This window comes from Bacillus mycoides, from assembly GCF_000832605.1.
Lineage (GTDB): Bacteria > Bacillota > Bacilli > Bacillales > Bacillaceae_G > Bacillus_A > Bacillus_A mycoides.
The window spans coordinates 2,692,646-2,706,689 of the sequence record NZ_CP009692.1 but is presented as its reverse complement, the minus strand read 5'-3'; the positions used below and the strand labels follow the sequence as shown (position 1 = coordinate 2,706,689).

14 protein-coding genes are annotated in these 14,044 nt (G+C 35.1%); 6 read left to right on the top strand and 8 right to left on the bottom strand.

What is annotated here, in order from left to right:
• Positions 1-64: 64 nt before the first annotated feature.
• Positions 65-736: an ABC transporter ATP-binding protein gene (locus tag BG05_RS15885; protein WP_003190362.1), complete on the bottom strand. Its 672-nt coding sequence runs from the start codon at positions 734-736 to the stop codon at positions 65-67.
• Positions 736-1,800: an ABC transporter permease gene (locus BG05_RS15880; RefSeq protein WP_000477760.1), complete on the bottom strand. Its 1,065-nt coding sequence runs from the start codon at positions 1,798-1,800 to the stop codon at positions 736-738. The genes BG05_RS15885 and BG05_RS15880 overlap by 1 nt, the downstream gene beginning before the upstream one ends.
• Before the next feature lie 183 nt (positions 1,801-1,983).
• On the opposite strand from BG05_RS15880, the gene BG05_RS15875 reads away from it, so the two are divergent.
• Both BG05_RS15875 and BG05_RS15870 read left to right on the top strand, forming a co-directional pair.
• Entirely contained in the window at positions 1,984-2,607 is a 624-nt protein-coding gene (locus BG05_RS15875) for an ArsR/SmtB family transcription factor (protein WP_033734133.1), read from the top strand.
• 224 nt (positions 2,608-2,831) lie between these two features.
• Positions 2,832-4,091 (top strand): MFS transporter, encoded by a 1,260-nt coding sequence (locus tag BG05_RS15870; protein WP_033734131.1) that lies wholly within the window; start codon positions 2,832-2,834, stop codon positions 4,089-4,091.
• A 117-nt stretch (positions 4,092-4,208) separates the two neighbouring features.
• On the opposite strand, the gene BG05_RS15865 is transcribed toward BG05_RS15870, so the two are convergent.
• From BG05_RS15865 to BG05_RS15840, 6 genes are all read right to left on the bottom strand, one after another.
• Positions 4,209-4,679 carry a DinB family protein gene (locus tag BG05_RS15865; RefSeq protein WP_002128104.1) on the bottom strand — a complete coding sequence of 157 codons (471 nt, stop codon included), beginning with the start codon at positions 4,677-4,679 and terminating at the stop codon, positions 4,209-4,211.
• A 237-nt stretch (positions 4,680-4,916) separates the two neighbouring features.
• Positions 4,917-6,293, bottom strand: coding sequence for a sensor histidine kinase (locus tag BG05_RS15860; protein ID WP_016127266.1), 1,377 nt, complete (start codon positions 6,291-6,293; stop codon positions 4,917-4,919).
• Position 6,294: 1 nt separating this feature from the next.
• Positions 6,295-6,972, bottom strand: a complete 678-nt coding sequence (locus BG05_RS15855; RefSeq protein WP_002013739.1) for a response regulator transcription factor — start codon at positions 6,970-6,972, stop codon at positions 6,295-6,297.
• Positions 6,973-7,207: 235 nt separating this feature from the next.
• Positions 7,208-8,047, bottom strand: a complete 840-nt coding sequence (locus tag BG05_RS15850) for a YitT family protein (RefSeq protein WP_003190353.1) — start codon at positions 8,045-8,047, stop codon at positions 7,208-7,210.
• Positions 8,048-8,386: 339 nt separating this feature from the next.
• Positions 8,387-8,656: a 2TM domain-containing protein gene (locus tag BG05_RS15845; protein WP_002033083.1), complete on the bottom strand. Its 270-nt coding sequence runs from the start codon at positions 8,654-8,656 to the stop codon at positions 8,387-8,389.
• A gap of 216 nt (positions 8,657-8,872) precedes the next feature.
• Complete coding sequence (locus BG05_RS15840) at positions 8,873-9,514, bottom strand: F0F1 ATP synthase subunit alpha (protein WP_003190350.1); 642 nt, start codon at positions 9,512-9,514, stop codon at positions 8,873-8,875.
• A gap of 468 nt (positions 9,515-9,982) precedes the next feature.
• Here BG05_RS15840 and BG05_RS15835 point away from each other — a divergent pair, with 468 nt between their 5' ends.
• From BG05_RS15835 to BG05_RS15820, 4 genes are all read left to right on the top strand, one after another.
• The gene (locus tag BG05_RS15835; protein WP_003190349.1) at positions 9,983-10,591 is read left to right on the top strand and encodes a hypothetical protein; all 609 of its coding nucleotides are present in this window, start codon (positions 9,983-9,985) and stop codon (positions 10,589-10,591) included.
• Between the two features lie 304 nt (positions 10,592-10,895).
• Positions 10,896-11,999: a tetratricopeptide repeat protein gene (locus BG05_RS15830; protein WP_003190346.1), complete on the top strand. Its 1,104-nt coding sequence runs from the start codon at positions 10,896-10,898 to the stop codon at positions 11,997-11,999.
• On the top strand, positions 11,996-12,283 hold the full coding sequence (locus BG05_RS15825; protein WP_016127268.1) for a hypothetical protein: 288 nt from the start codon (positions 11,996-11,998) through the stop codon (positions 12,281-12,283). Before BG05_RS15830 ends, BG05_RS15825 begins: the two co-directional genes overlap by 4 nt.
• Positions 12,284-12,926: 643 nt before the next feature.
• Positions 12,927-13,958, top strand: coding sequence for a S66 family peptidase (locus BG05_RS15820; protein ID WP_003190345.1), 1,032 nt, complete (start codon positions 12,927-12,929; stop codon positions 13,956-13,958).
• Positions 13,959-14,044: the final 86 nt, after the last annotated feature.

The window sequence follows — 14,044 nt, the reverse complement described above, 5'->3', positions numbered from 1 at the left end:
TATCTATTTTAAAATAATCATACAAAGGCCAACTGCACATATATGTACGGTTGGCCTTTTTTCTTTATATTAACTGTCCATCTCTAAGTGTCAATATACGATCACATACATCAAGCATTCTTTCATCATGCGTAATCATAATTGCTGCTTTTTGACTTTCTTTCACTTCACGTTTCATCATTTCCACGACTTCACGTGCGCGTTTTGAGTCTAAGCTTGCAGTTGGTTCATCCGCTAATATTAAATCTGGGTTGTTCATGAAAGCACGAGTGATTGCTACCCTTTGTTTTTCCCCGCCCGATAGTTGATTTGGATAATGAGCTTTTCTTTCAGATAATCCAAATGCTGCTAGCAAGTGATCCGCACGCTTTTCAGATTCTTGTTTGTTTTCTTTTTTTAGCTTTGCAATGTAAAGCAATTGTTCTTTTACATTTAAATATGGAACAAGGTTTGCGAATTGGAAAATGAAGCCGATTTTTTTCAAACGAATGTCTGTCATTTCCTTTTCTGATAACTTCGTAATATTTTGCTCGCGAATGTAAATATCCCCTTTTGACGGTGATAGTAAAGCACCCGCGATTGATAATAACGTACTTTTCCCTGATCCAGAAGGACCGACGATTCCGATAAATTCTCCAGCTTTCACATCAAGCGACATCGGATGAAGGGCTGTTACTTCCGTATTCCCTTCTCCGTACACTTTATTTACTTTGTCTAATTTTAATAATGAAGTCATTACATCCCGCCTCCAATTGCTTCTAATGCATCAACTTTTAATACTTGGTATAACGAAATAAGTGTTCCTAAAATACTAATTACGATAAAGATTGCTGCATATTGTGCAATCATCGGTGTTGTTAATAAGAACGGCATACCCGCTGGTAAAATCTGTTCTAATCCTTGTACAAGAACAATACTGATTACCATCGCAACGACTGATAAGAATAACGCCTGTACGACTAAGCTATTTGCTAAATAAGAATTTTTCGTTCCAATTGCTTTTAGTACACCTAATTGCTGTGTTTTTTGCAGTGTAATGACGTAGAAGAATACACCGATTAGTAACGCAGCGATAACAAGTAAGAATGCAATGATCATCGTTAATGTTCCTTGCTCTTCTTTAAATCCTGGAATACTTTGTAATACTTCTTTTTTGTCGATAACATGTGCATTTTTAATTTCTTTATCTGTATTAAGCGCAATTGCACTATAATCTTTTTGGTTTGGTTGTGAAATAGCACCCCATACGTCTTCATTTACATAAACGACTGGTGTATGGCTAAACATTTGATCTTTCGTAAATCCAACAATTTTAAATTCTTTCTTTGAAACAGGATCAATAATTGTATCCCCAATATCAATTCCTTTTTCTTTAATTGATTCATCAGCAACCATTTCGTTGTTTGCTGTACCTAATTTCTCACCTTTTACAATTTTCGGTTCTAAAAATGAATCACGTTCACTTGAGAAAATAGCGACATCAACTTTTTTCGAACTATCTTTCTTTTCATACGTTGAAACTTTCACACGAAACGGAACGGCCTCTTTCTCGCCTACTTGATTTACTACGTTATCTACATCATCTTTCTTAATTTGTGAACGAAGTAATTTATTTTCTGCATCATCTGCTAATACAAACTTATTTGCTTCCATATTTTGAATCGATGAAGCATTATCATATGATAATCCATTTGCTAATCCTGAAATTACAAGGACTAAAAATGATAATAACACCATAATAAGTCCGATTAATCCGTATCTTAATTTTGATTGTTTTAATTCACGCAGAGCTAAAAACATTTCGCTCGCTCCTTCCTATTACTTTCTATGCACTTATCATAAAAAAGAAATATGAACGGAATATGAACGGAAGATTACAGAATGAAAATTAAATTTTCAGAAAGTATTGAAAACAATTAAAATCCTTGATACAATTCAGTCAAATAATCTTGACCGAGTAATTTAATTTGAGGAGTTGATCATTTGAAGCCCATGTTAACACTAACTACTTATAGCCAACTAAAAGCAATAAGCGATCCACTACGTGTCGAAATGATGATGCGTCTATGTGAACGTCCTTATACAGGACAACTACTATCTGAGAAATTCGGCATTCCAAGGGCGAAAATTCATTATCATTTAAAAGAATTAGAAAAGAATGGTTTTATAGAAATTGTGTATACAGAAGAAAAGAATGGCATCGTTCAAAAGTTTTATCAATCTGTCGCTAAAGGCTTCACCCCTGCCGCGAACCTATTACCTCATTTAGAAATATTAAGCGAATCAAGTCGCCAAATCTTTTTACAAATGACGGAAATGACGAAAAGCCATATTCTCGCTGCGCCAGAAGAAGCTTTTACATTACGAAAAGTAAGCGAAGACCCAGCTGATTGGAATTATGTTTCATCCTGCTGGGAATTTGATGCTACGCCAGAACAATTTCAAGTGTGGGTGAAAAAGTTTCATGAATTAATGGCTGAATTAAACGAAATCACAAAAGACGCGGATAAAGATCCAAATAGTAAATCTTATTACATTTCTACTACTGCACTTCAAATCGACGAGCGAGCAATGCAGCGCTTTGTTAAAAAAGAAGAAAAATCATAATACGATTTTTTTTACATAAAGTGAAACTTTAATCAGTGGGGGGGTTTTGTTCATCCCCCACTGATTATTAGTTGAACCAATCGGGCTTTTACGGGCAGTTGATCCCCCCACCTAACTTCTTTGCTTCCGCTGAATTTTGAGATGGGGGTCTTACTGCCCGTTAATGCGGGATAAACGGTCAAATTTATTTTACCGAATAAATTTATTATAAAGGAGTAGATTAAATGGACATATTGAAAAACCGGAATTTCCTCTTAATGTTTTTAGGGAGAATTTTTACAAACATAGGAGATAGCTTGTATTATGTAGCCGCGATGTGGCTCGTATACAAGCTGAGTGGTAATCCTTTTTATTCTGGATTGGCTGGTTTTCTTACGTTATTACCTTCTACACTTCAATTTCTTACCGGTCCATTCGTTGATAGATGGTCAATCAAAAACACCCTCGTCATTACACAAATTTTGCAATGCATTCTTATTTTAATCATTCCCATTACACACTACTTCGACCTACTAACAGTCCAACTACTACTCATCATCATGCCCATCGTAGCCTTTATCGAACAATTTGCCTATCCCGCACAATCGAAAGCTTTACCACTTCTACTGCATAAAACACAATTATTAAAAGGAAACTCTCTCTTTTCATTTGCTTATCAAGGCATTGACTTAATTTGTACGACTCTTTCTGGCATATTAGTAGCACTACTTGGCGCAATCACTTTATACGTAATCGACTCTTTTACATTCGCGATTACTGCCCTTTTGTTCTTTTCATTGAAAATGCCACAGCAAGCAGAAACCAATACATCACTTTCAACTAAACAATATTTCTCTGATTTAAAAGAAGGTTTTTCCATCGTCTTTCGTTCATTAATGGGCGTATTCTTAATCGGTTCAGTAGTCGCTAATTTTTCAATTGGTATGACAATGGCAATACTCCCTTCTTTCGCTGATTCTTTAGGAGGCGTGAAATCATATGGCTTCTTCTTAGCTGCTATATCAGCAGGTAGTCTCATCGGTGCATTATTCAGTTCATGGGTTGGCAAACGTAACGTTGGCCGTGTCTCTATTATTGGCTTTGCGACTGGCGCTATCTTTTGGTTTCTCTCTACGATTGTACCGTTTCAATGGCTCTCTATTATCTTATTCGGCCTAGCTTGGATTCCAATTGGTGCGACCAACATATTATTCGCGACAATTAGTCAAATTGTAATTCCAAATCAATATATCGGACGCATCAATACAGTCATAGGAAGTATGGGGAAAATTGCTATGCCGTTCGGTTCTTTAATTGGTGGATACACCGCAAATGTATTTAGTAGCCAACTCATTTTCGCGCTCGCTAGCATCGGTATTTTATTTATTTCTCTCGTATGGCTACTTCATCCGAAATTAAGGGCTTTGCCGAAAGCTGATGAAATTACAGCGGATACTTTTGAAGTTCGGTTTAAAGTAGAGCGCGGGAAAGGTACGGCTTTATAGCAGGAACAAATTTAACCCCGTTCTAAATTTGGGACGGGGTTATAATTATAATTATTTAATTTTGAATGAAAAATACTTCACTAAAAATATAACAATAGCACCAACTAAAACGTTCAATTATCGATTTGATGGCCAAGACCCCTGCATTTTCCTTAATTGAATAATTTGACCTGTATGATAAGCATCATGAAGCATAATGTCCAGTAATTTCCCCTCAAGTGAATTTTGCTCAAGCTCTTTTTCGGAAATTGCACTCAATGCCTGTCTTAAATTACGTTGGGCATTTTCACAACGTTCAACGACTTTCTTCCATTCCTTATCATCATTAGATTGATTGGTAAGATAAAAGGTTTCATCACCGTCGAGATTATGTATCCATTCACGGTCTTCCAAGTTTGCAGCAAGTCTCTCTTTGTAATAAATGAGATGATTAACGTTCTCCCAAATGGTTTTAGTTGCCTCTCCATATGGTTTCCAGATAGCCTGTTCGGCTGTAAGTCCTTCTATAGCATGTTTAAACGGTGCATACCAACTCTCTTTATCGAATGTGGAATCTAGTCCGTTTAAAAACAAGTCAATTCGTTTCAAAGTAATCGCCTCCCTAAATAGTTAAAGTTTCAATAAAATCCTTATAACTCTGTAGAGATTCTACATTTTTAAATAAACTTCCTGCTAATCTTATTCCACAAACTGACCCAATTGTGAAATAGAATGACTCGCATTTTTTCAAACAACTTTTTATCAATTTACACGTAAGTGATAATATATTGACCAATTGACAAAAATAAGAAGAGGCTGTTCTAAAAACAGCCTCTTCCTTTCCATCTATTTAGGAAGCTCAACCCGAACAGTCGTCCCTTCCCCTTTCGTGCTATAAACTGAAACGTTTCCTTGATGCAGTTCAACAATTTTCTGCACGATAGATAATCCTAAGCCGCTTCCTTCTACGTTTCTTGCCCTTGCTGTGTCTACTTTGTAAAAACGATCAAATATACGATCCATTTCTTCTTGTTCCATACCAATTCCGTTATCTGATATAGAAATGACAATACCGGATTCTAATTCTTCTACAACAAATTCAATCGTCCCGCCATCGTTTGAAAACTTAATGCTATTCGTAAAAATATTACTCCATACTTGATGTAGTAGGTTTTCATCACCTTCTATAGATATGTCCGGTACATCAAATTCAACAGCTATATCTTTTTCACGCCATTTCCATTCGAGCATAAAAATGACGTCTTTAATTTGCTTCTGCAGATTGAATTCTTTTATCTGTAAAACCTTCTCTTCTTTATCTAATGAAGCAAGCGTAAGTAACTGTTTACATAAACTAGACATCCGCTTACTTTCACCCTCAATAATTTTCAAGTAACGTTTTCTTTCCTCTTCACTCATATTCTCCGATTGTAATGTTTTCGAAAAACCTTGTATCGAAGAAAGTGGAGATTGGAATTCATGAGAAACGTTAGAAACGAACTCTTGTCTCATTTGGTCTAATTCTTTAATGCTCTTTGTCATCTTTTGAAAATTAGTCGCTAGTGTACCAATTTCATCTTTTCGATTTTCATCTAATTCGATATCATATTCACCACTTGCAATCTTTTGAGTCGCTTTCGTAAATGTTCGAATAGGACGAACGATATAACCTGCTGCAATCGCTATAAAAATAATACTTAATAAAACGATAAACCCAAGTAATACCGCTAAGAAAATTCTCATCTCGCCAAACTGTTGCTGAATGTCAGGGCGAATGAATAAAGCGTACTGTTTATCATCGTGTTTTAGCGGTACACCGACACTATTAATTAATTCATTATCGAAAAATCCTGTAATAAAGAGGCGCGTTGGATATGTGGAAACGCCATTAAACGTCTCACCTTGCAATACTTTATGAACGGTATCATCACTAATTGTTATCTTACGAAACGCATTCCCAATACGCTTTCCATGATTTTCGTCATCTACAATATAAATTTCATACCCTAACTTCGCAATAGACTGTAAGTATGCCTCTTTATTCTCTTCACTTTGCTTTTCATATAATGATTTCACTTCTTTAGCATACATTAAAATCTTTTCACTATTGTACGGTTTTAACTTCACTTGATAATATACGTTCGTTAATAAAAAACCGATAATACTACTAAGAAGCATAATACCGACTGTCATAAAAACAAATCTAGAATATAGTGATTTCATTTTATTTCAACTCCAACTTATAACCGAGTCCGCGTACTGTCGTAATTTGAAAATCATCTGTTCGTTTTGAAAAACGATCTCTCAGTCGCTTCACATGAACGTCAACTGTTCGTTCATCTCCTTCAAAATCCATTCCCCACACTAATTCAATTAATTCTTCTCTCGAAAATGTTCTACCAGGATAACTAGCAAGTTGTGATAATAATTCAAATTCCTTTAATGGAAGCAAAATCGTCTGACCGTTACACTTCACTTCAAACCCTTTTCGGTCAATTATCGTCCCGTGTAATGTAATAATATCAGCGCTAAGCATTTGATAACGGCGCAATAAAGCTTTCATACGGAAAATTACTTCAGCTGGTTCAAATGGTTTTACAATATAATCGTCCGTACCAGAAATGAATCCTTTTTCTTTATCGACTAGCTGATCTTTTGCAGTTAATAAAATAACAGGTATATCATGATACTTCCGGATTTCTTCGCATAACGTATAGCCATCAACAAACGGCATCATAATGTCTACTATCGCAAGATGAATATTTTCTTTCTCTAAAACGCCTTGCGCTACCTTTCCATCTTCCGCTTCAAAAACTTTAAAGCCCTCTTTTTGTAAATGGTAATGCAATAACTCTCTAATATGTTTATCATCATCAGCTAATAAAATATGTATCATCTTCATTAAACCCTCTCTTGTTCATCCTTCTACATTCTTACATTAAGAAACAATTGTACTTTTTGCAAGAAAAAGAAAAACAAACTGCTATTAGTTTTTTTGAATAAGAGTTGATACATAATACGCTACAAGCCAACATTTTAAGATAAATAAAAAGAATCTATTTTGAAAAAAATTATTCAAAATAGATTCTTTCGTTTTAGTATTAAGATTATTTTAATAAAAACAATTTCTACTCTTACTAAGCTTTAGAAATATCAACAAATCCTTCTCCGAACACATCACGAACATCGTGTATAGCGATGAACGCAGCCGGATCCGTAGTTTGAACAATCCGTTTTAGCTTCACTACTTCTTGCTTATTAATAACAATATAAAGAATTTCCTTCGGCGTTTTCGTGTAATAGCCATGACCTGAATACACGGTAACCCCTCTGCCCATTAAGGTAGTTACCTTCCCGGCAATTTCATTCGGGTTATCAGAAATAATCGTAATGGCTTTCTTCGGATTTAAACCTTCAATTACAAACTCCATCACTTTCGTTGCTACATATAGCATAATAATTGTTATCATCAGTTTTTCTGCACCAATGATGAAATAAGATGAAAACGCAACAATTAAATCGAAGAACAGTAAACCATAGCTAATGCTCCATCCTAAATATTTATGCGTCATCCTTGCTAAGATGGTAGTACCTGCTGTTGTTCCGCCAACACGAATAATAAGACCAATCCCGCACCCAATAAATATTCCTCCGAAAATGGCATTTACAAGCATTTCATCCGAAGTAATCGTCCAACCTTCTGTCAAATGAAGGAATAGCGAATTCGTAACTACAGCAATAATCGTATAAATTGTTGTGATCTTGTTTAAAAATTTATAACCGGCTATTAACAATATTGCATTTAAAATTAAGTTGACTAAGCCTGGTGACCACTCAAATAAATAGTACGTAATAATCGTGATACCTGTTACCCCGCCCTCACCAAACTCGTTCGGGATAACAAACAAATTGACACCTAACGCAAAAAGAAATGCACCAATAATAATAAAAATAATGTCTGTCGTTCTTTTTTTCATACAGTACCTCACTTCTTATGTAAATATTTATTCTGTCATAAACTCTCACCATTATATCGTGGAATATTCAAATCGAACAGTGGTTTATTTTTATTTTAATATAGGGTAATAAATCAACTTCATCCTATATCCACATGTAATTAAAACAGTAAAACAACATTATTTATTATGTACTACAAGTAAAGTTTTGATTTCACATGCAGTTGATGCTAAAAAAATGAATAGGAACACTCACTCGCACAAACTTCGAATACAAAACAAATAGGCGAAGCTATAGAATAGACTTCGCATCAAACATTTGATCAAAGAGATTTATATTCATACATTCCAGAAATAAATTTACTTATCTTTCTCCATATATTCTTTAATCTTTCGTTCTTCCCACTCTTTTCCGAATATCCCAACTGGAAAAGTTGTCAAACCGTGTATAACGATACCGATCCCCCAACCTGCAAGTGGATATAAAAACCATAATTTACTTGAATCAGAGCTTATATTTATAATAAAAAGCATTAAGTTCACTAGTATATAAACCGTTAAATGAATATAAAACGCTTGTAAATTCTCTACCCTTTTTTTAGCTCTTAAATAAACCTCATCTTGCTCCACCCTTAAATACCTCTTTCCATATTGTTTTTTTCACCTTCGCTCCAGTATTAACATCATATTCTAATCGGAAATCCGTTATTCTCAAAAAAACATAAAACAAAAAAGTACCCATCGAATTGTCATACATATGATCATTCGATGGGTACTGCATGATACATTTAGTTTTTACATTTATTGTTTGGAGTAAATTGCAAATAACGACTTATACTCGCCTTATTAAGACCAGATCCATACATCCTCATTATTTTCAACGTTGCTCTTTACTTCATGAACTTTTTCGATATGATCCGTTGTGTTGTAGTTAATAGAAATTCCGCCCCATCCTACATACTTCATATCAATTTTTACTTTCTCACCTGTATTAAATACTTGTTCCTTCGTTAAGAAAACATCAATAATATCTTTTTTCCCGTTTAGCGATGGATACTCAACTACGACATATTTAGTAGAACTATCTCCTTCATCTTCCATCGTTCCTACTTTTGATACTTCCCCAATTACATAATCAGGAGAACCATCTTCTTTCATGTGCATACCTAATTTATTTGACGTATTTTCAACTGTATTTGCAATCATATATTCAGTAAAATTACGCATCATAGATCCAGTAGCTTTAACCTCATCCCCTACTTTCACATTTGAAAGGGAATCTATATATACACTTACAGGCTCCTCATATTGCTTAGATTTTACGACAATTACACCGTTATCTACTTCTACTACTCGCCCTTCTAACGTCGAGAAATTCGATTCAATAGAAGCGGCACTCGCTTTTGATAGTTCTAATCCTGGTAAATTCGTTCCTGATAATGCTGCGATCCCTAAAGCACCTGCTAAAATTATTTTTTTCATACCCATATGTAACCTCTCCATTCATGATGATTATATTTTTTGATTGGATACGACCAACCTGTAACTATTATAGTTACAGGTTATATAAAATAGCAACCATCTTTCTTATGCAATGTTGCATACAGTAAATTTTAAATATACAGCAAGAGGACTAAATTCTCGAATTATAATAGTTAATTTAATTCAAAGCTAAAATAACCTTATGGGCACGGTATAAAGAAATTAAGAGCCGCTTTCGGTCCTAAAGTTAGCGAATAACTTTATAAAAACTCAATCAAAATCTATTCAACGAATTGAAAAATGAACTATGTCGAATTTTATTTTCATAAAATTCAAATTTCAAGGAGGTTTTACAAAATATTACACAGAATTATTCGTATATCGTAATATAATTGGTGATTTTTTACGATTTATTTCATTTTATCTACCACGTTTAGACAAAATGGAAAACCATAGCAAAAGGAGAGATATAGATTGAAAAGAAAAATTAGTACAGCTGTTGTAGGGTTATCGGTATTCAGCTTTGGTCTTTTTGGTGTAAATATTGGGGATGGCGGAGTTGTAAAGGCTGCACATGGGGATACTCCTGCTCCTAAACAAGAGAGTCATGCTGATTTCCCTGCTCCTAAATTAAATTCACATGGAGATTCATGGGCTCCTGCTTATGATCATGGAAGACCCCCTATTTCATCATATAATAAAGGGGACACTTGGGCTCCGAAATCAGTAAGCATTGGTGACCACGGTGGCGCTCCTGCTTATAATAAAGGCGACGGTGGGGTTTCCCCTGCCTACACGAATACTCATGGAGAAGGAATGGCTCCTAAACAAGAGAGTCACGCTGACTTTTTTTCTCCTACGTTAGAAACGCATGGTAATACTGGCGCTCCTGCTTTCAATGGTGGTGATACGCCGGCTCCGAAACTTGAGAGCCATGCTGATTTTCCTGCCCCAAAATTAGAGGGACATGGCGATTTCCCTGCCCCGAAACAAGAGAGCCATGCTGATCTTCCTGCTCCGAAATTAGAGGGACATGGGGATCTTCCTGCTCCGAAATTAGAAGCTCACGGTGAAACTATTTAACACAAACCCCCTAACTATGTAGCTAGGGGGATATTTTTTCATCCTATTGACACCTCATGCATACTTTCTCAACTTTTATTTTAGTACTGTGCATGTGACATCATTTTATTAAGATTCTATAGTCAATTGTGATCCCTTTCCCCCAAAAAACATGGACAACACTATAAAAACACAAGGATTGACAGGTTTTACAAGATTTAAAAATTCAGAATATTATTTATCAAGAGAGAATTCCATATAATTACTTTTTATTGTGTTACCCTTATAGTTACAATTATATAGAAAAATATACAAGGGGGCTAATATGAACATTTCATTAAAGGGACATACGTATACAACAAAACATTTAGAAGCTTGGTACCATGCAATCTTAACGCAAAATGTTAAGGAAGCACAAATTCAGTTTCAAGAAGCTAAAAAAGAACATGAAGAAATGCTTTTGAAAGAAACAGAAACATTTCCACTTTATTACTTATATTACGCATTACTCCAGTTCCGACATACAGCTCTGACAGATGGACTATCAATCACGAAAGATAGTTTTCAAATCATAGAAGACCAAGAAAAACCAGAAGATAAACATTTATCTTATCTATATCATTATTATAAAGCGGTTCATTTTGCAGCAATTAATCATTATCAAGAAGCAGAAGAATATTTCTTAAAAGCACAGGCACTTTTATCCGGACACAGTCAAATTGAACAAGCTGATTTCTATTACCGATACGCTGCTTATCATTGTCACCAACAACAACCAAGTTTTGCGATTGTAAATGCTTCTAAAGCATTAGAATTTTTTGAAACGCAACACGGATGTGAAAGAAATATTTCATCCTGTTTAAGTGTACTTGGTGCTTCTTATGTAGACGTAGGACATTTTGAACAAGCTGAGGAAAGCTATAACAAAGCGTTAGATATTCTCCAAAAATTAAATGAAGAATCATTACAACTGTATGTGCGCGGTAATCTAGGTCATCTATATGCTAGCCAGAATCTTTCTGAAGAAGCGATCCGTCACTTGACACAAGTTGTTGAAAAAATCCCATCTCACTACAAAGCTATATTCTTACTTGCACAAGAACATGAAAAATTAGGACTTATCGACAAAGCAAACCACTACATTAAAATAGGGAAACAACTTATTTCTGAACTTGGTAATGAAGAGCACAAACATCACTTTGCTATATTAGAAGCTTTCACGAATCAAACTGAATTAAACAAAATTGAACCGATTGTTTTAGAAGGAATTGAATACTTCAATAAAGAATCTTTATATATCTATGTTTCTGAGTATCTTGAAAAACTAGCTCTTGCGTTTTATAACAAACAACAACATGAAGAAGCAAGTTTATACTTCTTTAATAGTACAATAGCAAAAAAATCAAATGAAAGAGGGTTAAAGAAATGAAAAAAACAATTGGTAAAATCGCTGTAGGTATTGTATTTACGGGTATTGCTGCATTTGGCTTAAACGCAGGTTTCACAAATCAAGCTGGACATACTCACTTCCCGTCTCCACCAGCTCCTTCTTTTTCTGAGGGCCATACTGGCGGCGCTCCTGCATTAAACATCGGTGACACTGGTGGGGCTCCTAAACAAGAAGGGCATGCACATTTCCCTGCTCCAAAAGTTGAATCTCATGGCAATACTGGCGGCGCTCCTGCTAATTCTGAACATGGTACAGGTATTTAAGTTACCCAACTTGAAATCTATTTTGTTTACCATTTTCATATATTTACAAGGAAACCATTTGATGTAACGAATATTATGTATATACATGATTTCTATTGTGATACACTCTACCCGAGAGAAATTCCCAATACATATGTGGTTTTCAAGTCTAAAAAATACACCTAGTAATTAGGTGTATTTTTATTTTACCTCTCTATCTAATAATTAAAGAATACTCCCCTAAAAATCCCAACAAAAAAACCGAAGAAACTACCTATACCTCAGACACTTAAAGTACCACGAACGTTGCGATTTTTAGTGACACTCCGCATCCAATCTCACTTTCATCCCAAGTGCCTAAAGGCGATAGCTTTCTTGTTCAGGAAAAGCTGTAACCTCTCCATTCATGATGATTTTATTTTTCGGATTGAATACGACCAACTTATAATCATTACAGTTACAGATTGCAGAAAATAGCAACCCTCTTTCTCATGCAATGTTGCATACTGTAATTCTCAAATACAATTCAACACTAAGACTGAATTCTTGAATACCAGCAGGTAAACGGATTGATGATGAAGAAACTAATGTGATGCATCATATTTTTTCAATGCTACAGTTTGTATAATCGTAGTCCATTACATTATGTAGGAGCGGAGTTAACATGTTAATGAAACCAAAAAGATTACAGCCAGGAGATATTGTGGCGACAGTAAGTTCTTCATGGGGAGGTGCTGGTGATTCTAAGCTAAGATGGCGATATGAGCAAGGAGTAAAAAGATTAGAAGACGTCTTCGGTCTTAAGGTTGTCCCAATGCCAAATAGTTTAAAAGGTAGCGAATACCTTTACAACAACCCACAAGCTCGTGCGGAAGATTTAATGACAGCATTTAAAGATACTCGTATTAAAGGAATTATTACGAATATTGGCGGTGAAGATAGCATCCGTTTACTTCCTTATATAGATTTTAATGTTATACGCGAAAATCCGAAAATTTTTATGGGGTACTCTGACGTTACCGTTTCACACTTGTTTTGTCATAAAGCAGGAATTTCCTCTTTTTACGGTCCAGCCATTTTAACTGATTTTGCCGAAAATGTAGAGATGGATCCATATACAGTTGAAATGGTAAATCGGACTCTCTTTTCAAATGAGAATATTGGCGAGATTCAACCCGCTCCTGAATGGACAAGTGAGCGTTTAGAATGGATAGAGGTAAATAAAGATACAAGGCGTACGATGCAACAAAACAATGGCTATGAACTACTTCAAGGCTCTACTACCGTACAAGGACGCTTAATTGGTGGCTGTATAGAAGTATTGGAATTTGCAAAAGGAACGGAACTTTGGCCTGAGAAAAAACATTGGGCGAATAGTATCCTTTTCTTTGAAACCTCTGAAGATCATCCAGAACCAAGTTATATAAAGTATTGGTTACGAAATTACGCAGCGCAAGGCATTCTGCAAAAAGCAAAAGGCATCATTTTTGGTAAACCAAAAGACGAAATGTATTATGAAGAATATAAACACGAAATACTGAAAGTTATGAAAGAACATAACTTAGAAGATTTGCCGATTCTTTATAATTTAAATTTTGGCCATACCGAGCCGAAGTTTATTTTACCTTACGGTGCGATGGCAGAAATTGATTGTGAAAATGGGTCTTTCTCTATTTTAGAGAATGGCGTGGAATAAAGGAAAACTTTAAATAAGTATAGCCATTTTCCTGATCCTACAGAAAAAATAGCGTGTTTTTTCATTTTAGAGAGTATTTTATTTTG